Origin of the sequence: Nocardia rhizosphaerae (assembly GCF_042650365.1) — a bacterium.
Lineage (GTDB): Bacteria > Actinomycetota > Actinomycetes > Mycobacteriales > Mycobacteriaceae > Nocardia > Nocardia rhizosphaerae.
Window position 1 is genome coordinate 1534319 of sequence record NZ_JBHSBA010000003.1, and the last position, 23392, is coordinate 1557710.

A 23392-nucleotide genomic window follows, 5' to 3' on the forward strand; every position below is an offset into this window, starting at 1 on the left:
AACTTTCGTCTCGGGCGAGTGTAGGCAGTCTGCCAATTCGGCCCGCACCCGGCTAGCCCTACTGTGCAGTAGGTCGCGGGTCACACTACCCGGCGGAGGTAACTGTGAACACGTTTCAATTGATCCGGCCGTGGCTACCCGGTTCGGCGCCCTTGCTGATCGGCAGTCGTACCGAATTGCCCCATTCGATCCAGGAGCCGTCGTAATTGCGCACCGACCTGCGGCCGAGCAGGAACGTCAGGACGAACCAGGTGTGGCTGGAGCGTTCGCCGACCCGGCTGTAGACCACCAGGTCCTCGGCGGCCAGCTCGCCGTAGACCGCGTCGAGCTCGGCCCGTGCGCGGAACCGGCCGTCGGCGCCGCACGCCGCGGTCCACGCGATGTTCACCGCGGTCGGGATGTGGCCGTCGCGCAGGGTGGCGTACTCCTGCTCCAGCGGCTTCGGCGCGGGCTCGCCCGCGTACTCCTCGGCCGAGCGCACGTCGACCAGCGGGGCGCCGAGGCGGGCGAGCACGTCCTCGCGGAACGCGCGGGCCGCCGAGTCGTTGCGGTCGACGAGCGGGTAGTCGCCGGGGGCGGCGTAGGGCAGATCGAAGGTGGTGTCGCGTTCCTCGGAGATCCAGGCGTCGCGGCCGCCGTCGAGCAGGCGCACGTCCTCGTGGCCGAACAGGGTGAAGATCCAGGCGGTATGGGCGGCCTGCGCATTGCCACGGTCGCCGTAGATCACCACGGTGTCGTCGCGCCGGATGCCCTTGGCGCGCATCAGTTCGGTGAAGCGGGCGCCGTCGATGTAGTCCCTGGTGACCGGGTCGCTCAGATCGCCACGCCAATCGATCTTGACCGCGCCCGGGACATGGCCGATGTCGTAGAGCAGGATGTCATCGTTGGACTCGATGATCTTCAACCCGGGCACGCCGATGTTTGCGGACAACCATTCTGTGGTTACCAATCGATGCGGGACTGCGTAGGAACCGAAGGCGGGGTGCGGATCCGGGGCGACGGGCACGGTGTGGTCCTTCACGCGAGAGTATGGGTGGATGCGACAGTGTGAACGAGTCGTAGCCGATGGTATGTGTGTGATCGCTTTGTGATGGCACGTCACGAATCGACACAATGCCTCAATAAAGCGCAGAGCTGTCCGATAAAGTCTCCGGAGAGGAGGGGTGAGCTATGTCCGATTCGTGGCCGCGACGGCGACTGCTCGCGATCCTACGTGGCGCGACCGAGCCCCTCGATGCCCAGGAACTGGCCAGGATCACCGGACAGCACGTCACCACCGTGCGGTTCCACCTCGATGTGCTCACCAGGGAATCGCTGGTCCGGCAGTTCCAGCAGCCCCCGCGCGGCCGTGGCCGCCCCCGGATCGGCTACCGCGCCGTCCAGCGTTCGGTGGGCTACCAGGAGCTCGCCCAGATCCTCGCCGACCAGCTCGGGCCCGACCCCATCGCCAGGTCCGCCGCCGCCGTCGCCGCGGGCCGCGCCTGGGGCGCGCGGATGGACATCGGCGCGCACCAGGTGGAGACGCTGGCCGATGCCAGGGACATCACCATGTCGCTGATGTCGGAACTCGGCTTCGCCCCCGAGAAGGATCCGGCGGGCGAGACACCGGAGCACGTGCAGATCAACCTCACCGCCTGCCCGCTGCGCGAACTGGCCCGCTCGCACGCCGAGGTGGTGTGCGGGGTACACATGGGGCTGATGCAGGAGGTGCTCGAGCGCAACGGTGCCCGTGGCCGGGTCGACGTGCGGCTGCACCCCTTCGCCGAGCCGGAGCTGTGCACGGCCAGGCTGGAACTCACGCTCGGCGCGGAGAACTCGGCGCCGAAGGCGGAGGTACCGGCGGCGGGCCAGGAGCCGGTGATCGCGCCGTCAGGCCCGCGCGTCCCGCCACAGCTGCGTGACACCGATACCGACGTCTTCGAGCAGCCTGCGCAACAGCGGTAGCCCGATCCCGATCACGCTGGACGGGTCGCCCTCGATCCGGTCGACGAACCAGCCACCGAGCCCGTCCAGGGTGAACGCCCCGGCGACCTGCAGCGGCTCACCGGTGGCGATGTAGGTGTCGAGTTCGTCGGGGGTCGGCTTGGCGAAGTGCACCGTGGTGGCGCTGCACTCGGCCGACTCGGCCACGATCACGCCGTCACGCAGCCGCAGCACGCAGTGCCCGGTGAGCAGGTCGGCGCTGCGACCGGCCATGTCGGCCCAGCGGGTCCGAGCCACCTCGGGTTCGTGTGGTTTGCCCTGCAATCGTCCGTCGACGAGCAGCATCGAATCACAGCCGACGACGACACAGTCGGCGGCGAGTTCGGGAATCACCGCGGCGACATCGGCGGCCTTGGCCCTGGCCAGGGCCACCACGATATCGGGCGATGAGGTGTCGGGGGGAAGTGCGGCCGCGACCGCGTCCTCGTCGACGCCGGACACCCGCACGACGGGATCGATGCCCGCCGTGCGCAGCACCCCGAGCCGGGCGGGGGACGCGGAGGCCAGGACCAGCCGGGTCACCTGGCGGTCAGCGCAGGTGCGACAGCAGCGGGTACGCGTACGGCGAGAACGGGGAGTTGCCCCGGTGCTGCAGCGTCGGCACACCCCAGGCGTCGGCGGGGCCGGACGGGCCGGTCGCAGGCGCCGCGGCGGCCGCCGCGCTCAGGACCGCGACCAGCGCCGCGATATCGGAGTCGGTGGGGGAGCCCTTGACGATGCGGAACATCGGTTCGCCGAGTTCGGCGGGAGCCACGCCGGTCTCCACGTCTGCGGGTGCTTCGACTTCGTCGACGAGTGGTTCGACAGCGAGCTCGAGCTCGGCGGCGGTCAACACGTCATGTTCTGCCACAGTGGTCACGGTGCCAGATCCTTCCTGCACGTACGTCGATCTAACGGCGCGGTTCACGCGATCATTCCCGGTGGGGACGCGCAGATCAACAGTTGCGTCACACCGTCCAGTGTGCGCGGCCCACCGGGATTATCGCGGTTTCAGAGCGGAATGTTGCCGTGTTTCTTCGGCGGAAGGGTCACCATCTTGCGCTCGAGCAGGCGCAGCGCCGACACGATCTGGCCTCGGGTATGCGACGGCGGGATGACCGCGTCGACGTATCCGCGCTCGGCCGCCACGTACGGGTTCACGAGGGTGTCCTCGTACTCGTTCTGCAGCTCGAGGCGCAGCGCGTCGACATCGGCGCCGCTCTCGGCGGCCTCGGCCAGCTGCTTGCGGTAGACGAATCCGACCGCGCCGGAGGCACCCATCACAGCGATCTGGGCGGTCGGCCAGGCCAGGTTCACATCGGCACCCATGTGCTTGGAACCCATGACGTCGTAGGCGCCGCCGTAGGCCTTGCGGGTGATGATGGTGATTTTGCCCACAGTGGCCTCACCGTAGGCGTAGAGCAGCTTCGCGCCGCGGCGGATGATGCCGTTGTACTCCTGGCCGGTGCCGGGCAGGAAGCCGGGCACGTCGACCAGGGTGATGATCGGGACGTTGAACGCGTCGCAGGTGCGCACGAAGCGCGCGGCCTTCTCCGAAGCGTCGATGTCGAGGCAGCCGGCGAACTGGGTCGGCTGGTTGGCGACGATGCCGACGCTGCGGCCGTCGACCCGGCCGAAACCGCAGATGATGTTCATCGCGCGCTCGGCCTGCACCTCGAGGAACTCGTCGTCGTCGAGCAGCCGGGTGATCACCTCGTGCATGTCGTACGGCTGGTTCGGCGAGTCGGGGATGATCGTGTCGAGCTCGATGTCCTCGTCGGTGAGCGAGTCCTCGATCGCGCCCTCGATCGGATCCGACGGCGCCATCCGCGGTGCCTCGGCGCGGTTGTTGCTCGGCAGGTAGCTCAGCAGATCCTTGACGTAGTCGAGGGCGTCCTGCTCGCCGGAGGCCACGTAGTGGGCCACGCCCGATTTGACCATGTGGGTGTGCGCGCCACCGAGGTCCTCCATGGTGACCTCTTCACCGGTGACGGTCTTGATCACGTCGGGGCCGGTGACGAACATCTGCGAGGTCTGGTCGACCATCACCACGAAGTCGGTGAGCGCGGGGGAGTACACGTGCCCGCCCGCCGCCGGACCCATGATCAGCGAGATCTGCGGGATCACGCCGGAGGCCTGCACGTTGCGGTGGAAGATCTCGCCGTAGAGGCCGAGCGAGACGACGCCCTCCTGGATGCGCGCGCCCGCGCCCTCGTTGATGCCGACGAGCGGGCGTCCGGTCTTGAGCGCCAGGTCCATGACCTTGACGATCTTCTCGCCGTACACCTCGCCGAGCGAGCCACCGAAGACGGTGACGTCCTGGGAGAAGACACACACGTCGCGGCCGTCGATGGTGCCGTAGCCGGTGACCACACCGTCGCCGGTCGGGCGGTTGTTCTCCAGGCCGAAGTTCACGCTGCGGTGCTTGGCGAGGGCGTCGAGCTCGACGAAGGAACCCTCGTCGAGCAGGGCCAGAATGCGCTCACGCGCGGTCATCTTGCCCTTGGCGTGCACCTTGTCGACCGCCGCGACACCCATCGGGTGTTGCGCTTCTTCCAGCCGATTCCGCAGGTCAGCCAGCTTCCCGGCGGTCGTGTGGATATCGGGGGCGCCCGCCGAATCCGATGCGGGCTGCTGCTGGACACTCGTCATGGGTTGCGAGTGTAACGAGTGACACCTCGCCGCACTACGGCAGTCTCGCTACCGGCCGGTAGAAAAAGCCCAGCTAGGTGCGCCCACCAGAGGGTCGCGCCAGGTCGGAGTAGCGTGCCGGTCATGAACAGGGCACCGATCGACGCGCAGCGTCTGCACAGCTCCTCGGCCGATGGGCCGCTGTCGTTCTACGACCGGATCGATGTCGTCGAGTCGACCGGTTCCACCAATGCCGACCTGGTGGCCCGTGCCGCCGATTCGACCGTGGATCGCCAGGCCCTGCTCGCGGAGGAACAGGTGCACGGGCGCGGCAGGCACGCCCGCACCTGGGTGAGCCCACCGCGCGCGCAGATCTCGCTGTCGATCCTGGTGCGCCTCGCCGATATCGATCCGGCCGCGCTCGGCTGGCTGCCGCTGCTCACCGGGGTCGCGGTCGTCGACGCGCTGCGGACCACCCCCGGCGTCGACGCCGAGCTGAAGTGGCCCAACGATGTTCTGCTCGGCGGGCGGAAGCTGGCAGGCATCCTCGCCGAGGTCGCCGCCACCGGTGCCGCACCGGCCGTGGTGGTCGGGGTCGGCCTCAATGTCGACCTCGCGGAAGCGGAACTGCCCGTCCCGCACGCGACGTCGCTGACCCTGGCAGGCGTCGACACCGATCGGACCGCCCTCGTCGCCGCGATCCTGAGCGAATTCGCCACCCGCTTCACCGCCTGGCAGCGCGCGGGCTGGGCGACGGGCGAACTCGCCGCCGCCTACCGCGAGCGTTGCGCGACCATCGGCGTCGAGGTGCGCGCCGAACTGCCCGGTGGCGAGGTGGTGGAAGGGTTGGCCACCGATATCGACGCCACCGGCAGGCTGCTGATCGGCGATCGGGCGGTGTCGGCGGGCGACGTCTCTCACTTGCGTGGCCAGTACTGACAGCGGGCGGTGGCGCGGGTACGCGCCTGCTGTGGTCGGTCAGGCACCGCGGCTCGCTTCGTCGGTGTGGGCGCCGCGGCACCTGATCGACCTGGCCGGGCCGCCACGGTCATCGTCCGTGGCGGTCGATCGGCGGGCGGGCCGGTAGGAGTGCTCAGTGGGCGGCGACGCCCGCGTTGCGTTCGGCGACCTCCCGTTCGCGGGCGAGCAGCCGGTCGCGCTGTTCCTCGAACCGCAGCACGTCCTTCTCCAGCTTGTCGAGGAAGGCGGCCAGGTCGTCGCGGGCGGCTTCGCCCGCGGGGCCGAAATCGGTGCGGCCGAAGATGTTCCACTGTTTGAGCACGGGGCGCACCACCTCGTCGAGGTGCTGACGCAGGTCGTAGATGCCGTGCTTGGCCATGAGTACGCCGTTGCGCCGCCAGTTCGGCATGCCTGCGCCGGGCATCTGGAAGTTGGTGAGCACCTTGGTGATCGCGGGCATCGCCTGATCGGGGACCAGGTCGAGCGCGGCCGAGCACAGGTTTCGGTAGAAGATCATGTGCAGGTTCTCGTCGGTGGCCACGCGCGCCAGCATGCGGTCGGCGATCGGGTCGTCGCAGACGCGGCCGGTATTGCGGTGGCTGACTCGGGTGGCCAGTTCCTGGAACGTCACATACGCGACATTCACCAGGAATCCGCCCCAGTTGGCCGGGGCGTGCGCGCCCTGGGTCATGTGGACCATCCTGGCCTCTTCCAGGGCCACCGGGTCGACCCCGCGGGTGACGACGAGGTAGTCGCGCAGCACGATGCCGTGCCGGTTCTCCTCGGCGGTCCAGCGACCGACCCAGGTACCCCAGGCGCCGTCCTGGGAGAAGTTCTCGGCGATCTCACGGTGGTAGGAGGGCAGATTGTCCTCGGTGAGCAGGTTGGTGATCATGGCGGCCTTGGCCACCTCGCTGAGCTTGGACTGTTCGGGCTCCCAGTCGATTCCGCCCATGGCGGCGAAGTTGCGGCCCTCGTCCCATGGGACGTAGTCGTGCGGATTCCAGTCCTTGGCGATGGCCAGATGCCGGTTGAGATTCTGTTCGGCCACCGGCTCGAGCGCGGTGAGGATTTCGAGCTGAGTCAGAGCTTTGGTCACGCGTGCCTCCACTGTCGGGTGTCGAGCAAGCAGAAATGGGCAAAACCTGGTGACTAGCGTGGAAGTCACAGTATCGCCTCCGTCGTGGCAACGAGAAATGCGGTGTGACAACGGGGTATCGTTCGGCCATGGGGTACCCGGAGGACGTGCTCGCGCCCGACGAACAGCTGATCCTGCATCGTCACCCGCACTGGAAGATGCTGGTGTGGCCGGTCGTCACCCTGATCGGTGGCACCGCGATCGCGGGATTCCTCGGCGGACTCGCCTGGCGAAATACCGAGGGCCAGGTGCGTACGGTGCTGCTCATTCTCATCGGGCTGGTCTGGCTCGGGATCATCCTGTGGCGCTGCGTCGGCAAGGTGATCGCCTGGAAGTCGACCCACTTCATCATCACCGACCGCCGGGTGCTGGTGCGGCAGGGCGTGATCACCCACACCGGCATCGACATCCCGCTCAGCCGCATCTCCAGCGTGCAGTTCGAGCACGGGGTCTTCGACCGGATGCTCGGTACCGGCACCCTGATCATCGGTTCCTCCTCGGAGGAGCCGCTGGAGTACGACGACATCCCGCAGGTTCAGCAGGTGCACGCGCTGCTCTATCACGAGGTGTTCGAGGCGGGCAGCAGGCGCGACCAGTCCTGGGGTGGCGGTTACCGGTGAGCGGGCGCCGTCATCCGTAATCTGAGCACATGACCGCCGTACTGCTCGCCGAAGACGACGAGGCGATCGCCGCCCCGCTGTCCCGTGCCCTCGGCCGTGAGGGCTACACCGTCACCGTCGAACGGTTCGGTCCCGCCGTGCTGCGCCGCGCCCTCGAAGGCGATCACGACCTGCTGATCCTCGATCTCGGGCTGCCCGGGATGGACGGGCTGGAGGTGTGCAGGCAGGTCAGGGCCAGTGGCGCCGATCTGGCGGTGCTCATGCTCACCGCCCGCACCGACGAGGTCGATTTCGTCGTCGGTCTCGACGCGGGCGCCGACGACTATGTCGGCAAGCCGTTCCGGCTGGCCGAGCTGCTGGCCCGGGTGCGTGCGCTGTTGCGGCGCAGCGGAATCGGCGACGACGCGGTGGAGGTCGGCGGCATCAGGCTCGAGCCGGCCGCCCGCCGGGTCCTGGTGAACGGCGCCGAGGTGAACCTGGCCAACAAGGAGTACGAGCTGCTCAAGGTGCTCATCGACCGGGCCGGTCAGGTGGTGCCGCGCGAGACCATCCTGCGTGAGGTGTGGGGTGATGCCGACCTGCGCGGCTCCAAAACTCTCGACATGCACATGTCCTGGTTGCGTCGCAAGATCGGGGACGAGGGGCCGATGGCGGAGCGGCGCATCGTGACTGTGCGCGGGGTGGGCTTCCGGCTCAACACCGACGGACCGGCGAGCGGCCGCGGCTAGTGCGCCGCCGCATTCTGCGCTCGATCCTCACCGTGCTGACCATCACCACGGTGGTGCTCGGTGTGCCGTTGATCTACACCGCCTGGCTGTGGGTGGAGGACATCACCCGCAACGATCTGCAGAGCAGGCTGGAACGTATCGCCGCCGAGGTGATCGCCCAGGAGATGGGCGACGGGACCGTGCACGACGGCCTCGACACCAGGGCCATGCGGGCGCTGGTGCCGGAGGGCGGCAAGCTCACCGTGGTCTACCCGACCCCGCAGGACAACGCCGCGCGCTCGGATATCGGCGTCGACCACATCGACGAGCCGCTGGTGGAATCGCTGTCGATGGGCACGTCCGGATCGTTGCGGCTCGAGGTGCCCGCCGGTCCGATGCATGCCAGACAGGAGCAGGCGGTGGCCGCGGTGGCGCTGGCCGTGCTCGCCTCGCTCGGCGCCGCGTTCTCGGTGGCGGTGGTGACCGCCCGCCGGGTCGCCGACCCGCTGCGCGATGTCGCGGCGCGCGCCGCCCGGCTGGCGATGGGCGACTTCCGGCCGGATCCGCGCAGGCACGGCATCGCCGAGCTGGACCGGGTCTCGGATGTGCTCGACTCGGCGACGGTCGAGATCGCCGGTCGCCTGCAGCGCGAGCACGCGCTGGTCGCCGATGTCTCGCATCAGCTGCGCAGCCGCCTGACCGCGGTGCGGTTGCGGCTGGACGAGTTGTCCACCCACGCCGACCCGGAGGTGGTGCACGAGGCCGAGGAGGCCATGGCCCAGGTGGACCGGCTCACCGACGCCATCGACGACCTGGTGCGCGCCTCGAGGGACGAAGACGCCGCCGACCGCGATCCGGTCCCGGTGATGGCCGAGTTGCGGGGCGTGGTGGCCGAGTGGGCGCATCCGTTCACCGAGGAGGGCAGGGAACTGCGCCTGATCGGCGACGAGTCGCTGCGTGCCCCGATCACCGGTTCGCGGTTGCGGGAGGCGGTGGCGGTGCTGGTCGACAATGCCCTGATGCACGGCGGCGGCACCTGCACGGTGTCGGTGCGCACGGTGCCGACGATGAGCAGCCGGGATCCGCTGATCTGTGTGGAGGTCGCCGACGAGGGCGAGGGGGTGCGCGACGAACTCGCGCCGCACATCTTCGACCGCGGTTTCTCGGCAGGGGGTTCCACCGGTGTCGGCTTGGCACTGGCTCGCGCCCTGGTGGAGGCGGACGGTGGGCGCCTGGAGTTGCAGCGCCGTCGGCCCGCCCTGTTCGCGGTGTTCCTCGGCTCGAAGGTCAACCGCTCACCCAGCGCGACGTTGACCGAGCCACGCTGATCGCGACCCGGCCACCGCCGCGTACCGAGCCACCGCGCCGTCGAGGGGCGAGACGTCAGCCGCCGTCAACTCCGTCCCAGGTGCTGCTGTTCCTCTTCGATCAGGTCCTCGAACTCGGCCACGATCTCGTTCATCTCGTCGGGGAACACCCAGCGGCGCATCGCCCAGAACCGGAACGCCATCTGCAGCAGGTTGCCGATGATGAACGCGCTGACGAAGTCGGCGACGTTCTCGACCAGGAAGCTCACGTCGGGTTGCCGCAGGTGGAAGACGTAGCTCGAGATCCAGAGGGGAATGTTGCTCAGCGCGACGCCGATGCCGCTGACGCCGAAGAACAGCAGGGCCTCGTGGTGTTTCTCCCGGCCGCCACGGTTCTTGAACGACCATTCCCGGTTGAGGATGTAGGACGCGATCACCGCGATCACGCCGGAGATGATCTTGGCGGTCACCGGCTTGTCGGTCAGTACCGTCCATTTCAGGAGGTAGAAGATGCCACTGTCGATGACGAAAGTGGTGGCACCGACGATGGCGAACTTGATCAGCTCACGGTGCTTGTACGCGGTTTCGCGTAGGCGTGGGGGAAGGACGCTGACCACGTCGTCGACAACTGACACGGGTTCCGAGTGTACCGGTAGCAAAGATTCGCTTTCGACATGACAAGATTGCACGACGTGACTGCACGTTCGTTCGATCCGTCTGCCATGCCCACCGTCACGATGGTCGGTGGTGGTCAGCTCGCGCGCATGACGCACCAGGCCGCGGTGGCCCTCGGCCAGCGTCTGCGGGTGCTCGCCGAGCGCCCCGACGACCCGGCCGCCCAGGTCACCCCCGAGGTGGTGCTGGGCAGCCACAGTGACCTGTCCGCGCTGCGTAAGGCCGCTGTCGGCTCGCACGCGCTGACCTTCGACCACGAGCACGTGCCGACCGAGCACCTCGACGTGCTGGTCGCCGAGGGCGTGCATGTGGCGCCGCCGCCACAGGCGCTGATCTATGCCCAGGACAAGCTGGCCATGCGCACCAAGCTGTCCGCGCTCGGGCTGCCGGTGCCCGCGTTCGTCGAGGTCACCTCGCCCGAGGACGCGATCGCCTTCGGTGCCGAGCACGGCTGGCCGTTCGTGCTCAAGGCCGTGCGTGGTGGCTACGACGGCCGCGGGGTGTGGATGCCCGCCGACGCCGACGAGGCGCGGCGGCTGGTCACCGAGCAGCTCGCGCACGGTGTGGGCTTGCTCGCCGAGGCCAAGGTGGCGCTGAAGCGGGAGCTGTCGGCGATGGTGGCGCGTTCGCCGTTCGGGCAGGCCGCGACCTGGCCGGTGGTGGAGACCGTGCAGCGCAACGGGCAGTGCGCGGTGGTGATCGCGCCCGCTCCCGAGCTGTCGGAGGACACCGCGGCCCGCGCCGAGACCATGGCGCTGGAACTGGCCGCCGGGCTCGGCGTGGTCGGGGTGATGGCGGTCGAGCTGTTCGAGACCCACGACGGCGAGATTCTCGTGAACGAGCTGGCCATGCGCCCGCACAATTCCGGCCACTGGGGCATGGACGGAGCCCGCACCGGCCAGTTCGAGCAGCATCTGCGGGCCGTGCTCGACTACCCGCTCGGCGACACCACCCCGCTGGCGCCGGTGACGGTGATGGCCAACATCCTCGGTGCCGCCGAAGCGCCCGCGATGTCCATGGACGAGCGGCTGCACCACCTGTTCGCCCGGCTGCCAGAGGCCAAGGTGCACCTGTACGGCAAGGGCGAGCGGCCCGACCGCAAGATCGGCCACATCAATATCCTCGGTGACGATGTCGCGGTGGTGCGGGAGAAGGCCGAACGGGCCGCGCACTGGATGTCGCACGCTGTCTGGACCGACGGCTGGGATCCGCACGGCGAATGACCACCACTTTCGAGAGGAACTCCACAGTGAGCAACAACGGCCCCCAGGTCGGCCTGATCATGGGCAGCGATTCCGACTGGCCGACGATGGAGGCCGCCGCCGAGGCGCTTGCCGAGTTCGGCGTCCGCTTCGAGGTGGGCGTCGTCTCGGCGCACCGCACCCCGCAGCGCATGCTCGACTACGCGCGTGAGGCCGCGGGCCGGGGTGTCTCGGTGATCATCGCGGGTGCGGGTGGTGCCGCCCACCTGCCCGGCATGGTCGCCTCGGCCACGCCGCTGCCGGTCATCGGTGTCCCCGTGCCGTTGAAGTACCTCGACGGCATGGATTCGCTGCTCTCGATCGTCCAGATGCCGGCCGGTGTTCCGGTCGCCACGGTGTCCATCGGCGGCGCCCGCAACGCGGGTCTGCTCGCCGTGCGCATCCTGGCGGCCGCCGACCCCGCGCTGCGCACCCGCATGGAACAGTTCCAGGCGGGCTTGGAACGGATGGTTCTCGACAAGGACGAGGCCCTGCGCGCCAAGCTCCTCGGCTGAACGCGCGGCCCGCTCGTCGGGCTTCGTACGCGGTGGTCGTCGCGGACCGACCACTGGTCACCGGGTCCGGCTGGCTGATGGTGACCGTGAGCCGCTGACTAGGGTGGGCGGGTGGCACACGACGATGCGGCGCAGTTCCGGCTCACGGTGGTGGATCAGGCATTGCGGTTGTTCGCCGAGCGGGGGTACGAGGCGACGGCCGTGGACGAGATCGCGGTCGCGGCGGGGATCTCCCGGCGGACGTTCTTCCGGCAGTTCCGGTCCAAGGAGGATGTGATCTTCGCCGATCACGAGTTCCAGCTGACGCTCGCCGCCGAGTTCCTCGAGCAGGCCGCCGGTGATCCGTGGGACGCGGTGTGTGAGGCCGTGATCGGTGTGTTCGAGCGGTTCACGCAGTGGCGTGATATCGCCGCGCGCCGGTATCAGGTGGTGCGTCGGGTACCCGCGTTGCGCGAGCGGGAGATCGTCACGGTGTTCCGGTACGAGCGGTTGTTCACCGATTTCCTGCGCGCGCGGTTGCCGGAGGTGCCGGATCTGGCACGGGTGCAGTTCACCGCGGCGGTGACCGCCACACACAACTATCTGCTGCGGCGGATGGTCCGGGGTGAGCCGGGCGCGGCGGTCGCGGATCTGCGCGCGGAGCTGGCGCTGATCCCGCGCGGCACGCAGGAGTCGGCGCCTCGCGAGGAGCTGGTCGTCGCGGTGTTCCCTCGGGACATGCCGCCGCGTCAGATCGCCGACATGATCACCGCGAAGCTCGATAGCCTGTGAGCGCCGCACTGGCGACCGACGCTCCATCTGACACTCAGTGCCACGGATATATGCCCACGTAGTAGTGGAACAAAGGGCGTATAATCCGAGTCGGATTGGCACTCGGTGCCGATGCAAGACGGCGCTGTGGACCGCAGCGATCACTACCACGACCAGGAGTGTGCCCGATGGCGGGAAACCCGGATTTCAACCTGTTCCAGCTCGAGGACTTCCACGATGAGCTCCGCGGCGCGATCCGTGGTCTCGCCGAGAAGGAGATCGCTCCCTACGCCAAGGACGTCGACGGCAACGCCCGCTTCCCCGAGGAGGCGCTGACCGCCCTCAACGCCGCGGGCTTCAACGCCGTGCACGTGCCGGAGGCCTACGGCGGCCAGGGCGCCGACTCGGTCGCCACCTGCATCGTGATCGAGGAAGTCGCCCGCGTCTGCGGTTCGTCCTCGCTGATCCCGGCCGTCAACAAGCTCGGCACCATGGGCCTGATCCTCAACGGCTCCGAGGAGCTGAAGCAGAAGGTGCTCGGCGACCTGGTCGAGGGCAAGATGGCCTCGTACTGTCTGTCCGAGCGCGAGGCGGGCTCCGACGCCGCGTCGATGCGCACCCGCGCCAAGGCCGACGGTGACGACTGGGTCCTCAACGGCTCCAAGTGCTGGATCACCAACGGTGGCAAGTCCGAGTGGTACACGGTGATGGCCGTGACCGACGCCGAGAAGGGCGCCAACGGTATCTCCGCGTTCATGGTGCACTCCGATGACGAGGGCTTCGTCGTCGGCCCGCTCGAGCACAAGCTGGGCATCAAGGGCTCGCCCACCGCCGAGCTGTACTTCGAGAACTGCCGCATCCCGGGTGACCGCATCATCGGCGAGCCCGGCACCGGTTTCAAGACCGCGCTGCAGACCCTCGACCACACCCGCCCGACCATCGGCGCGCAGGCCGTCGGCCTGGCCCAGGGCGCGCTGGACGCGACCATCGCCTACACCAAGGATCGCAAGCAGTTCGGCAAGGCCATCGCCGACTTCCAGAACACCCAGTTCATGATCGCCGATATGGCGATGAAGGTCGAGGCCGCCCGCCTCATGGTCTACACCTCCGCGGCCCGCGCCGAGCGTGGCGAGAAGAACCTCGGCTTCATCTCCGCCGCCGCCAAGTGCTTCGCCTCCGATGTGGCCATGGAGGTCACCACCAACGCCGTCCAGCTCTTCGGCGGCGCCGGTTACACCACCGACTTCCCGGTCGAGCGCATGATGCGCGACGCGAAGATCACCCAGATCTACGAGGGCACCAACCAGATCCAGCGTCTGGTGATGTCGCGCCAGCTCCTGCGCTGATCTCGCGCGGCCCCACCACATTCCGTGGCCCCTGGCACCGCCCGTGCCGGGGGCCACGCCGCGTCTGTCGCCGAACTACTTGCGGCCGAACCACTTCCGCGGGCCGGAGCGGGGACGTGGCTCCGTGGTGGCGACGCGGACCTGGGCTGACCGGTTTTCGATATCAGCCGACGAGTTCGGCGTATTCGGGGTGCGTGCCGATGTACTTCTCCACGTACCAGCAGGTGGGGACGATCCGGAAGCCGTTGTCGCGCGAGTCGCGCAGCGCGTACTCGACGACGTCGGCGGCTACCCCGCGGCCCCGGAACTCCGGGAAGGTCATGGTGTGGTGGAAGTCGCGGACCTTGCTGTCTTCGCGTTCGGCGTAGTCGGCGTAGCCGGCGAGGACGTCGTCGAGGTAGATCTCGAAACGGGTGTCGGCGACGTTGTGCTCGAGCCTGGTGGTCATATCGGATGTTAACCCGGAGGCCGCGTCGGTTTGTTCCGCTGTGATCGGCGGCGCGCCGAGCGCGGACGTTCGGGGCGTCAGAGGATCGCGCCGGGGTTGAGGATTCCCGCCGGGTCGAGCGCGTCCTTGATCCGGCGGGTCAGTGCCATCACCTCGGGGCCGACCTGGTCGGGTAGCCACGCCTTCTTCAACCGGCCGACTCCGTGCTCGCCGGTGATGGTGCCGCCGAGCGCGATCGCGAGGTCCATGATCTCGCCGAAGGCGCGATGCGCGCGGGCGGTGTTGTCCGGGTCGGTGGGGTCGTGCACGATCAGCGGGTGGGTGTTGCCGTCGCCCGCGTGCGCGATGACCGATACCAGCACGTCGTTGCGTTCGCCGATGGCGGTGATCCCGGTGATCAGGTCGCCGAGGCGGGGCAGCGGCACCCCGACGTCCTCGAGCAGCAGTGGGCCGATCTTCTCCACCGCCGGGATGGCGAAACGCCGCGCGGCGGTGAAGGCCTCACCTTCCTCAGGGTCGGCGGTGTCGAAAACCTCACTCGCCCCGGCCTTCTCACACAGCGAGACCATCGTCTTCGCCTCGTGTCCGGCGAATTCGCCCGGCGCGTCGGACCTGGCGACCAGCAGTGCGGCGGCGGTGCGGTCCAGGCCCATCCGCATCTCGTCCTCCACCGCGTTGATCGCCACGGTGTCCATGAACTCGAGCATGGCCGGGCGCAGGGTCGAGGTGATGGCCAGGATCGCGTCGGTGGCGGCGGACAGCGAGCCGAAGCTCGCGACCACGGTCGCCTGCGGTGGTTGCGCGGGCAGCAGCCGCAGGGTGAGTTCGGTGATCACGCCGAGTGTGCCCTCGCTGCCGACGAACAGTTTGGTCAGCGACAGCCCGGCCGAGTCCTTCAGCCGCGGCCCGCCGAGCCGCACCACGGTCCCGTCGGCGAGCACCACCTCCATCCCGAGGACGTAGTCGGTGGTGACGCCGTACTTCACACAGCACAGCCCGCCCGCGTTGGTGGCCGCGTTGCCACCGATCGAGCACATCTCGAACGAGGACGGGTCCGGCGGGTACCACAGCCCCTGCGCCGCCACCGCCCGCTTGACCTCGGCATTGAGCAGTCCGGGCTGGACCACCGCGGTCCGGGTGACCGCGTCCACGGTGATCTCCCGCATCGATTCGGTGCTCAGCACGATCCCGCCCGCCACCGCGGTCGCCCCGCCGGACAGCCCGGATCCGGCGCCGCGCGGCACCACCGGCACCCGGTTGGCGTGGGCCCACCGCAGCGTCGCCGCCACGTCGGCGGTGCCGCGCGCGCGGACCACCGCGACCGGTGTCCCCGCCGCCGGGTCGCGCGCCCAATCCTGCCGGTACCCCGCCAGCAGATCGGGATCGGTCACCACCGCGCCCGCCGAAACGACCGCACTCAACCCGTCGATATCCACCGCGCCCATCCCCTTAAGCTAACCCGCCCCACCCCCGTCGGTCAGGCGATCACCAGGCATCGCGGGCGGAATCCGGCGGGGAGTCCGCGACGCCTGAGCCCGGTGATCGGACGACCAGTCGGCCGGGCGGGGTGCTGGGTTGCGAACCAAGTCGTTTCGCGCATGACTGTGATCTGGCGCGCCCGGTTGGTGTATACGGCGTCCAAGCCGTCACAATGCGTGGAACGGGTGCGGCGGGTGTTCGGTGCGCCGCACGATCCGACGCACCGTTCATCACCGGGAGGGCCGGAAGATGCAGGAACCGCAGGACCGAAGCGATATCGTCGGCGCCCTGCTCGCCGCGGAGTACGCCGACGCTGGCATCGATCCCGACGCGATGCGCCGGGTGCACGCGGGCGAGCACACCGAATGGCTGGCCGCGCTCGAGTCCACCGGCATGTTCGGGGTGCGCGCGCTGGCCGAGATCGCCGCGGCGTGGGCAGCCACCCCGATCCTGTTGCGCGATGCGCTCCTCGCCGAAGCCGACGAGTTCACCCGCCGCCGCTGCCTCGCTGCCTGGACCGCGCTCGACCGCGGGCACGACGAGGATCCGCGCCGGGCTGTCGCGCTGCCGCGCTGAGCCGGATCGGTCGCGGGTCGAGGACGCCGGCGTCGAGCCGAGCGCGGGACCCTCACCCGTTCGCCGATTGCTCACCTCGGCGTCATCTCGCGCTGGCAGGCTGACGCCGTGGAGCAGCACGCGGGTATCGATTCGATCGCCGACCGGTTCACCCGCTGGTGCGGTGCCGTGGTGGCCGTGCTGCCGTTCGGGCTGGACCGGGTCGTCCCGGCGACCCTGCTCGGCTTCGCGCTGATCAACAGCTTCACCTTCGCGGTCGACCTGCTACTGCTCACCCTGCTGCATTCGGTATTCCACCTGCCGGTACCGGTGGCGTTCACCCTCGCCTACATCACCGCGTTCGCGCTGGCGTTCGTGCTCAACCGCACCTTCAACTTCCACTCGCACGCGCCGATGGGCAGGCAGGCCGTGGTGTACGCGGTGGTGGTGCTGGTCAACTATCTGGCCTTCATCCTCGGCGTCGGTTCCGCGCTGGTGGCCATCGGCGTGGACTACCACGTCGCGCGGGTGCTGGCGGGTGGGTGCGAGGCGGTCTACATGTACTCGGCGATGCGCTGGATCGTGTTCAGGGGCAAGCGATCCGAGCATCCGGTCGCCGCCGGTCGGTGAGCCTCGGGATGCGGGGCTCCGGTGTGCGCGAGTGCTCGATGGGGCGAAAGCTGTTCACCCGCGCAGAAGTTCGAGCTCCTGACCGTCGACAACGACGACATCGTCGTCGGTGAGCGTCCAGTGCGCGACGCCGTCGGCGCGGTAGCGGGCGATGACCTTCGCCGCGTCGTCGTCGGGGTCGGTCGGGGAGTCGACGTGGACGACGAGCTGCCGGTCCACCAGACCGAGCCCGTCCCAGCGCGCCTCGACGCCGGTCGCGGGCCGCACCTCGGCCGGATCGTCCATCGTCTCCAGCCCGGCCAGCGAGGGTGCGAGCAGGCACGCGCCCGCGCTGTAGCCCGCGTAGACGAGGGCGTCCTCGCCCAGCAGTGCGGGCAGCACCGAATCGGCTCCGCTGCGAGCGAATTGGGCCCGCAGCACGAAGGTGTTCCCGCCGCGCACCCACACGGCCGTGAACTCGCGCAGCCGCCGTTCCAGCGCCGAAGGGCGCCCCGCGTATTCGCGCAGATCGAGCACCTCCGGCGAATACCCGTGCCGCCGTAGCGGAGTCACGTCGCTGGTCACCGCCGCCGCCCACGCGTCCGGCCAGGCGTCGCAGGCATTGGGGATCACCGCGATCGGCCCGGGGGTCCCCACCAGCCCGGCGAGCCGGTCGGCGAAGGCCCCGAACCGGTACGACGCCAGGAACAAGCGCATCAGATGGTGAAGGCCAGGTTCCGCGCCAGCCGCTCGCCCAGCGCCGTATCTCCCGAGACGGTGATCTCGTCGCGATGCGCGTCCGCTGTGGTCCGGCCGCCACGCAGCCGCGCGAACAGCCCGGAATCCAGGCCGAGTACCGCGGACGGCTCGCCGTCGGGCTCGTCGAGCACCGCGCCGCGCCCGTCGACGACGGCGAGATGGATCCGCCTGGTCACCGGGCCGGTGAGGTCGAGGGTGATCCGCGAACCGTCGGGTGCCTTGGCGCCCTTCACGACCGCGCGGCCGAGGCCCGCGGTGAGCTCGGCGAACGCCGTTTCCGCGCGCGGGCCGCCCTCGGTGACGCTGCGGCCGATGCCGTCGGCCAGGTCGAGTTCGTGCATCCAGCAGTCGAACAGCCGCACCCGCATGAACCGTCCGTAGGGCACCTGCCCGACCGGTGACACCGTCGGCGTCTCCCATGCCTTGGTGTCCATCGCCGCCAGTGCCGCCAGCCTGCGGTCGGTGACTTCGTCGAAGAGCGCGAGCAGCCGCTTGCCCGAGAGCGGACGCAGCCGGTCCACCCAGATCTCGTTGAGCACGGCGATCTCGTTGCGCACATGCGGCAGCGTCCGCACATCGGTCTTCGGCCGCAGCGGGTCGTGCGGCGGCGGGGTCTCGCCGAGCAGCCAGGATTCGGTGCCGACCACGTGCGCCACCACGTCGAACAGCGTCCAGCCCGGCAGGGGTGACGATGCCCGCCACGCCTTCTCGTCCAGATCGGCCACCAGGGTGCCGATGGCCTCCCACTGCTGGGCGAGCAGATCGGTGAGCTGTTCGCGGTCGGGGGTCGGCTCGGTCATCCCTGGGCTCCTTCGGCTTCGCTCGGGTTGGACGGCGAGACGGTCGACGCGATGTCGGGTCCCGCGAGCGCGGTGAGGCCCGCGCGGATCGCCGCCGCGGTGGCCTCCGGTTCGTGGGGGCGGCGCAGCAGGAATCCCTTGGCGAAGCTGAGTTTGTCACCGTGTTTGCGCGGTACTACGTGCAGGTGCACATGGCCGACGGTCTGGAAGGCCGCGACGCCGTCGTTGAGGACCAGATTCGCGCCGTCGCTGGCCAGACCGCCGCGGCGCAGGGCGCGCGCGAGCCGGTGGGCGGTGCGGAAGACCGCGGTGCCGAGCTCGGGATCGAGATCGTCGAGCTCGGTGGCGTGCGTTCGGGGAACGACCAGGGTGTGGCCGCGGGTGATCGGCCTGATGTCGAGGAAGGCGCACACCGCGTCGTCCTCGTAGACCATGGTGGCCGGCGCGGCACCCGCCACGATCCGGCAGAAAACGCAGTCGTTCACAGCGTCGACCCTACGGTGTGACATGCATCGCGCAACAGTCGTGCGCTATGGCCGGGCATGACGCGCGTCACGTTCGGGTGACGAGCCGGTCGGCCGACCAGGATTCGGACCCGTGAGTAAGTAACGCACGCGGGTGTGCGTACTTGTCCGGCCCGACCTGCGGCGACGAATATTCTCGGCTATGTCGACGGCGAGGAAGTGGCGCCAACTTGGCGAAACGTGTCGGGTCTGCCCGATTCGGGGCCGGGTTGTCCAGCACTCCGCTGTGACCGGCATCTCGGCTAGGCTCACCGCGAGCCGAGTACAGTTGCGAGGATTTAAGCCGAACTTACTCGCAAGTAATATCGGCGGGTCCGTTGTTCCCAGGCGCGTAGCCAGCACGAAAAGGAAGTCTGACCAGTGGAGACAACGCAAAACGTCGGCGCGGATTCGCCGCGCGGCGCGCGTGTCGGAGTCGTTCGCGAATCCGGCGCGGGTGAGCGGCGGGTTGCGCTGGTGCCCAAGATCATCCCCACCCTCGTCAAACAGGGTGTCGAGGTGGTCGTGGAAGCCGGCGCGGGCCTAGGTGCGCTCATTCCCGACGAAGCCTATGTCGCGGCGGGTGCGACCATCGGGGATCCGTGGTCGGCCGAGGTCGTGGTGAAGGTGGCACCGCCCAGTGATGCCGAGGTGGCCGAGCTGTCCTCGGGGCAGACGCTGATCGGGTTCCTGGCACCGCGGAATGCCGAGAACCAGATCGGTGCGTTGAAGTCGGCGGGGGTGCAGGCCTTCGCGGTGGAGGCGATTCCGCGGATCTCGCGCGCGCAGGTGATGGACGCGCTGTCCTCGCAGGCGAATGTGTCCGGGTACAAGGCGGTGCTGCTCGCGGCGTCGGAGTCGACCCGGTTCTTCCCGATGCTGACCACCGCGGCGGGCACCGTGAAACCGGCCACCGTGCTGGTGCTCGGTGTCGGCGTCGCCGGTCTGCAGGCTTTGGCCACGGCCAAGCGGCTGGGTGGGCGCACCACCGGTTACGACGTGCGTCCCGAGGTCGCCGATCAGGTGCGTTCGGTTGGTGCCCAGTGGCTCGATCTCGGCATCGACGCCGCCGGTGAGGGCGGCTACGCCCGCGAACTCACCGACGACGAGAAGGCCCAGCAGCAGAAGGCCCTCGAAGACGCCATCAAGGGCTTCGACGTGGTGATCACCACCGCGCTGGTGCCGGGCCGTCCCGCGCCGCGCCTGGTCACCGCCGCCGCGGTGGAGGGGATGAAGCCCGGCAGCGTGATCGTCGACCTGGCCGGGGAGACCGGCGGCAACTGCGAGCTCACCGAGCCCGGCCAGACCGTGGTCAAGCACCAGGTGACCATCGCCTCGCCGCTGAACCTGCCCGCGACCATGCCCGAGCACGCCAGCGAGCTGTACTCCAAGAACATCGCCGCGCTGCTGGAACTGATGCTGGTCGACGGCAAGCTCGCACCCGATTTCGACGATCAGGTGCTGGCCGATTCCTGCGTCACCCGGGAGGGGCAAGCCTGATGTACACCGAACTTTTCGCCAATATCGCCATCCTGGTGCTGTCCGGCTTCGTGGGCTTCGCGGTCATCTCCAAGGTGCCCAACACCCTGCACACCCCGCTGATGTCGGGCACCAACGCCATCCACGGCATCGTGGTGCTCGGTGCGCTGGTGGTGCTCGGCAATATCGAGGACCCGTCGCTGCTGGCGCAGATCATCCTGTTCGTCGCGGTGGTGTTCGGCACGCTGAACGTGATCGGTGGCTTCGTGGTCACCGACCGGATGCTCGGGATGTTCAAGGGCAAGAAGAAGGCGGCCGAGTGATGCACGCAGTCGACAACATGACCTATCTGGTCAACGGCCTCTACATCGTGGCCTTCTCCATGTTCATCTACGGCCTGATGGGCCTGACCGGCCCCAAGACCGCGGTGCGCGGCAACCAGATCGCCGCGGTCGGTATGGCGATCGCGGTCATCGCCACGCTGATCTCGATCCGCGACGCGGCCATGCTGAACTGGGTCCTGATCGTGGCAGGCCTGGTCGTCGGTGTCGCGCTGGGTGTTCCGCCCGCGGTGCGCACCAAGATGACCGAGATGCCGCAGCTGGTCGCGGCGTTCAACGGTGTCGGTGGTGGCACGGTCGCGTTGATCGCCTGGGCCGAGTTCATCGACAGCTCCGGTTTCTCCCAGCTGCACGACGAGCCGACTATCCACATCATCATCGGTTCGCTGTTCGCCGCGGTGATCGGCTCGGTGTCGTTCTGGGGCTCGATCATCGCCTTCGCCAAGCTGCAGGAGATCCTGTCCGGCAAGCCGATCGGCATCGGCAAGCTGCAGCAGCCGCTGAACCTGCTGCTGCTGCTCGGCGCGATCGTGTGCGCGGTGGTGATCGGGTTCGGCGCCGACAACGGCGGCGTCTCGCAGCTGTGGATGATCGGCCTGCTGGTGCTGGCCGGTGTGCTCGGCCTGATGGTCGTGCTGCCCATCGGCGGCGCGGACATGCCGGTCGTGATCTCGCTGCTCAACGCGCTCACCGGTCTGTCGGCCGCGGCCGCGGGTCTGGCGCTGAACAACACCGCGATGATCGTGGCGGGCATGATCGTCGGCGCGTCGGGCACCATCCTGACCAACCTCATGGCCAAGGCCATGAACCGCTCCATCCCGGCCATCGTCGCCGGTGGTTTCGGTGGTGGCGGTGGTGCGGCCGCCAGCGGTGGTGGCGAGGCCAAGTCGGCCAAGGCCACCTCGGCGGCCGACGCCGCGATCCAGATGGCCTATGCCAACCAGGTCATCGTGGTGCCCGGTTACGGCATGGCCGTGGCCCAGGCCCAGCACGCGGTCAAGGAGATGGCCGAGCTGCTCGAGGGCAAGGGCGTCGAGGTCAAATACGCCATCCACCCGGTCGCCGGTCGGATGCCCGGCCACATGAACGTGCTGCTGGCCGAGGCCGAGGTGTCCTACGACGCCATGAAGGAAATGGACGACATCAACGGTGAATTCACCCGCACCGACGTCGTCCTGGTGATCGGCGCCAACGACGTCACCAACCCGGCCGCCCGCGAGGACTCCACGTCCCCGATCTACGGTATGCCGGTCCTCAATGTCGACCAGGCCAAGAGCGTCATCGTGCTCAAGCGCTCGATGAACTCCGGCTTCGCCGGCATCGACAACCCGCTGTTCTACGCCGACCACACCTCCATGCTGTTCGGCGACGCCAAGAAGTCCGTCGGCGCCGTCACCGAGGAGCTGAAGGCACTGTAAGACAACCGAAGACACCGGCCCCGTCGTCCTCCTGACGACGGGGCCGGTGGCGTTTCGGGCCTGCGAAACGAACTCACCCCGCCCGCCGGACTCGGCGAACGGGGTGAGTGCAGGTGTTGCGGCCGGTTCGATCAGCCGCGGGTGCTCACTTGAAGTACCCGGCCAGCAGGTCGAGGGTCGCCATGGCCTCCCGGTAGTCCGGGCGCTTCGCGGTCGCGGGCAGCTTGTACACCTGGTTCTGCTGGAAGGCGGGCAGCATGGCCATCGCCGGATCCTGCTTCAGCGCCGCGATGTCACGGCCGCCGTCGAGCTGCAGCACGAACAGCACGGGGGCGTCGACGACGGTGCTGATCAGCTCGGGGCTGAAGGTCACCCAGTCGCCGGCCTCGGCCCTGGAAGGGTTGCCCGCCTTGGCCTCGATCTGCTCGTCCATGGTGATGCCGACATCGGAGAGCAGCCCGGCCAGCGGGGTGTTGGGGGCCAGCAGAATCGGCTTGGCGTCGGCCTGCGACTGCCAGACGGCGGCCGCGCCCTGCGGCAGCTTCAGCCCGGCCTTCACCTGGGCGACCTTGTCGGAGTAGGCGGTGATCATGCCGTCCACCTGCTCGGGACGGTTCACGAAATCGGCGACCGCCTTCAGCTGGTCCTGCCAGTTGGCGGCATCCGACGGCACCAGCGCCGTCGGTGCGATCGCGGTGAGCTTGTCGTAGTTCTTGATCGTCTGCTGGCCGGGCCAGCCGGGGCCGCCGCCGATGATCAGGTCGGGCCGCTGGGCGGCGATGAACTCGAGGTTCAGGTCGTCGCCGGAGGGCACCGCTTCGGTGCCCTGCTCCTCGGCGTCGGCGGCCCAGGCCGGCGGGAACTCACCGGGATTCAGGGTGAGCCCGAGGATGCGCGGATCGGCGGCCTGAACCTTCGCGTCCAGGTCGTAGAGGTAGCCGGCGAGCGCGCCGTTGAGGACGACCACGCGCTGCGGGTCGGCGGGCACGGTGACGGTGCCCTTGGCGGTGGCTACCTCGCGGGTGCCGGTGTCGGCCGCCTCGTCGGCGGTGGAGCTGCCGCAGCCCACTGCCGTCGCGGTCACCGCGACGATCAGGAGTGCGACGGCGGAACGCATGCGTGCCGTCATTCGGTGCGCGGACATGGGGT

General features: G+C 68.9%; 26 protein-coding genes. 14 read left to right on the forward strand and 12 right to left on the reverse strand.

What is annotated here, in order from left to right; all coding sequences use genetic code 11:
- Positions 1-115: 115 nt before the first annotated feature.
- Positions 116-1006 carry a sulfurtransferase gene (locus ACFOW8_RS08830; protein WP_378548582.1) on the reverse strand — a complete coding sequence of 297 codons (891 nt, stop codon included), beginning with the start codon at positions 1004-1006 and terminating at the stop codon, positions 116-118.
- A gap of 164 nt (positions 1007-1170) precedes the next feature.
- Between ACFOW8_RS08830 and ACFOW8_RS08835 the strand changes: the two genes are divergently transcribed.
- Positions 1171-1944: a helix-turn-helix transcriptional regulator gene (locus ACFOW8_RS08835; protein ID WP_378548106.1), complete on the forward strand. Its 774-nt coding sequence runs from the start codon at positions 1171-1173 to the stop codon at positions 1942-1944.
- Here the strand turns inward: ACFOW8_RS08835 and ACFOW8_RS08840 are convergent.
- The 3 genes from ACFOW8_RS08840 to ACFOW8_RS08850 form a co-directional block, all read right to left on the reverse strand.
- Positions 1870-2505, reverse strand: coding sequence for a nucleoside triphosphate pyrophosphatase (locus ACFOW8_RS08840; protein WP_378548109.1), 636 nt, complete (start codon positions 2503-2505; stop codon positions 1870-1872). The two genes, ACFOW8_RS08835 and ACFOW8_RS08840, sit on opposite strands and share 75 nt — an antisense overlap.
- Positions 2506-2512: 7 nt before the next feature.
- The gene (locus ACFOW8_RS08845) at positions 2513-2842 is read right to left on the reverse strand and encodes an acyl-CoA carboxylase epsilon subunit (protein ID WP_378548112.1); all 330 of its coding nucleotides are present in this window, start codon (positions 2840-2842) and stop codon (positions 2513-2515) included.
- Between the two features lie 131 nt (positions 2843-2973).
- Positions 2974-4614, reverse strand: coding sequence for an acyl-CoA carboxylase subunit beta (locus ACFOW8_RS08850; protein WP_378548115.1), 1641 nt, complete (start codon positions 4612-4614; stop codon positions 2974-2976).
- 123 nt (positions 4615-4737) lie between these two features.
- Here ACFOW8_RS08850 and ACFOW8_RS08855 point away from each other — a divergent pair, with 123 nt between their 5' ends.
- Positions 4738-5532 (forward strand): biotin--[acetyl-CoA-carboxylase] ligase, encoded by a 795-nt coding sequence (locus tag ACFOW8_RS08855; RefSeq protein ID WP_378548118.1) that lies wholly within the window; start codon positions 4738-4740, stop codon positions 5530-5532.
- 154 nt (positions 5533-5686) lie between these two features.
- Here the strand turns inward: ACFOW8_RS08855 and ACFOW8_RS08860 are convergent, their stop codons facing one another.
- Positions 5687-6652: an acyl-ACP desaturase gene (locus ACFOW8_RS08860; RefSeq protein ID WP_378548121.1), complete on the reverse strand. Its 966-nt coding sequence runs from the start codon at positions 6650-6652 to the stop codon at positions 5687-5689.
- A gap of 128 nt (positions 6653-6780) precedes the next feature.
- Here ACFOW8_RS08860 and ACFOW8_RS08865 point away from each other — a divergent pair, with 128 nt between their 5' ends.
- The 3 genes from ACFOW8_RS08865 to ACFOW8_RS08875 are packed head-to-tail and all read left to right on the forward strand — an operon-like array spanning position 6781 to position 9346.
- Entirely contained in the window at positions 6781-7311 is a 531-nt protein-coding gene (locus ACFOW8_RS08865; RefSeq protein WP_378548124.1) for a PH domain-containing protein, read from the forward strand.
- Between the two features lie 29 nt (positions 7312-7340).
- A complete protein-coding gene (locus ACFOW8_RS08870) occupies positions 7341-8039 on the forward strand; it encodes a response regulator transcription factor (protein WP_378548127.1) in 699 nt (232 codons plus the stop codon).
- Positions 8039-9346 carry a sensor histidine kinase gene (locus ACFOW8_RS08875; RefSeq protein ID WP_378548130.1) on the forward strand — a complete coding sequence of 436 codons (1308 nt, stop codon included), beginning with the start codon at positions 8039-8041 and terminating at the stop codon, positions 9344-9346. Before ACFOW8_RS08870 ends, ACFOW8_RS08875 begins: the two co-directional genes overlap by 1 nt.
- Before the next feature lie 65 nt (positions 9347-9411).
- Here ACFOW8_RS08875 and ACFOW8_RS08880 read toward each other — a convergent pair whose 3' ends face one another.
- On the reverse strand, positions 9412-9960 hold the full coding sequence (locus tag ACFOW8_RS08880; protein ID WP_378548133.1) for a GtrA family protein: 549 nt from the start codon (positions 9958-9960) through the stop codon (positions 9412-9414).
- Positions 9961-10047: 87 nt separating this feature from the next.
- On the opposite strand from ACFOW8_RS08880, the gene ACFOW8_RS08885 reads away from it, so the two are divergent.
- The 4 genes from ACFOW8_RS08885 to ACFOW8_RS08900 all read left to right on the forward strand — a co-directional run bounded on the left by ACFOW8_RS08885 (position 10048) and on the right by ACFOW8_RS08900 (position 13852).
- Positions 10048-11223, forward strand: coding sequence for a 5-(carboxyamino)imidazole ribonucleotide synthase (locus ACFOW8_RS08885; RefSeq protein ID WP_378548584.1), 1176 nt, complete (start codon positions 10048-10050; stop codon positions 11221-11223).
- Positions 11220-11756, forward strand: a complete 537-nt coding sequence (purE, locus tag ACFOW8_RS08890) for a 5-(carboxyamino)imidazole ribonucleotide mutase (RefSeq protein WP_378548136.1) — start codon at positions 11220-11222, stop codon at positions 11754-11756. The genes ACFOW8_RS08885 and purE overlap by 4 nt, the downstream gene beginning before the upstream one ends.
- 111 nt (positions 11757-11867) lie before the next feature.
- Complete coding sequence (locus ACFOW8_RS08895) at positions 11868-12527, forward strand: TetR family transcriptional regulator (RefSeq protein ID WP_378548139.1); 660 nt, start codon at positions 11868-11870, stop codon at positions 12525-12527.
- Between the two features lie 167 nt (positions 12528-12694).
- A complete protein-coding gene (locus ACFOW8_RS08900) occupies positions 12695-13852 on the forward strand; it encodes an acyl-CoA dehydrogenase (protein WP_378548142.1) in 1158 nt (385 codons plus the stop codon).
- A gap of 163 nt (positions 13853-14015) precedes the next feature.
- On the opposite strand, the gene ACFOW8_RS08905 is transcribed toward ACFOW8_RS08900, so the two are convergent.
- A complete protein-coding gene (locus tag ACFOW8_RS08905; protein WP_378548145.1) occupies positions 14016-14300 on the reverse strand; it encodes a GNAT family N-acetyltransferase in 285 nt (94 codons plus the stop codon).
- 77 nt (positions 14301-14377) lie between these two features.
- Positions 14378-15745, reverse strand: a complete 1368-nt coding sequence (locus ACFOW8_RS08910; protein ID WP_378548148.1) for an FAD-binding oxidoreductase — start codon at positions 15743-15745, stop codon at positions 14378-14380.
- Positions 15746-16028: 283 nt separating this feature from the next.
- Here ACFOW8_RS08910 and ACFOW8_RS08915 point away from each other — a divergent pair, with 283 nt between their 5' ends.
- Together ACFOW8_RS08915 and ACFOW8_RS08920 are read left to right on the forward strand one after the other, a co-directional pair.
- Entirely contained in the window at positions 16029-16355 is a 327-nt protein-coding gene (locus ACFOW8_RS08915) for a hypothetical protein (protein ID WP_378548151.1), read from the forward strand.
- Positions 16356-16463: 108 nt separating this feature from the next.
- Complete coding sequence (locus tag ACFOW8_RS08920) at positions 16464-16964, forward strand: GtrA family protein (RefSeq protein WP_378548154.1); 501 nt, start codon at positions 16464-16466, stop codon at positions 16962-16964.
- A gap of 54 nt (positions 16965-17018) precedes the next feature.
- Here ACFOW8_RS08920 and ACFOW8_RS08925 read toward each other — a convergent pair whose 3' ends face one another.
- Genes ACFOW8_RS08925 through ACFOW8_RS08935 form a run of 3 tightly spaced genes read right to left on the reverse strand, consistent with a single transcriptional unit; the run spans position 17019 to position 18987 of the window.
- Positions 17019-17660: a Type 1 glutamine amidotransferase-like domain-containing protein gene (locus tag ACFOW8_RS08925; RefSeq protein WP_378548156.1), complete on the reverse strand. Its 642-nt coding sequence runs from the start codon at positions 17658-17660 to the stop codon at positions 17019-17021.
- A complete protein-coding gene (locus ACFOW8_RS08930) occupies positions 17660-18502 on the reverse strand; it encodes a maleylpyruvate isomerase N-terminal domain-containing protein (RefSeq protein WP_378548159.1) in 843 nt (280 codons plus the stop codon). Before ACFOW8_RS08930 ends, ACFOW8_RS08925 begins: the two co-directional genes overlap by 1 nt.
- Positions 18499-18987, reverse strand: coding sequence for an HIT family protein (locus ACFOW8_RS08935; RefSeq protein ID WP_378548162.1), 489 nt, complete (start codon positions 18985-18987; stop codon positions 18499-18501). Before ACFOW8_RS08935 ends, ACFOW8_RS08930 begins: the two co-directional genes overlap by 4 nt.
- A 399-nt stretch (positions 18988-19386) precedes the next feature.
- Between ACFOW8_RS08935 and ACFOW8_RS08940 the strand changes: the two genes are divergently transcribed.
- The 3 genes from ACFOW8_RS08940 to ACFOW8_RS08950 are packed head-to-tail and all read left to right on the forward strand — an operon-like array spanning position 19387 to position 22243.
- The gene (locus ACFOW8_RS08940; protein ID WP_378548165.1) at positions 19387-20505 is read left to right on the forward strand and encodes a Re/Si-specific NAD(P)(+) transhydrogenase subunit alpha; all 1119 of its coding nucleotides are present in this window, start codon (positions 19387-19389) and stop codon (positions 20503-20505) included.
- Complete coding sequence (locus tag ACFOW8_RS08945; protein ID WP_378548168.1) at positions 20505-20807, forward strand: NAD(P) transhydrogenase subunit alpha; 303 nt, start codon at positions 20505-20507, stop codon at positions 20805-20807. The genes ACFOW8_RS08940 and ACFOW8_RS08945 overlap by 1 nt, the downstream gene beginning before the upstream one ends.
- Positions 20808-20824: 17 nt before the next feature.
- Positions 20825-22243, forward strand: coding sequence for an NAD(P)(+) transhydrogenase (Re/Si-specific) subunit beta (locus ACFOW8_RS08950; RefSeq protein ID WP_378548587.1), 1419 nt, complete (start codon positions 20825-20827; stop codon positions 22241-22243).
- Between the two features lie 145 nt (positions 22244-22388).
- On the opposite strand, the gene ACFOW8_RS08955 is transcribed toward ACFOW8_RS08950, so the two are convergent.
- Positions 22389-23387 carry an ABC transporter substrate-binding protein gene (locus ACFOW8_RS08955; protein WP_378548171.1) on the reverse strand — a complete coding sequence of 333 codons (999 nt, stop codon included), beginning with the start codon at positions 23385-23387 and terminating at the stop codon, positions 22389-22391.
- Between the last annotated feature and the right edge of the window lie 5 nt (positions 23388-23392).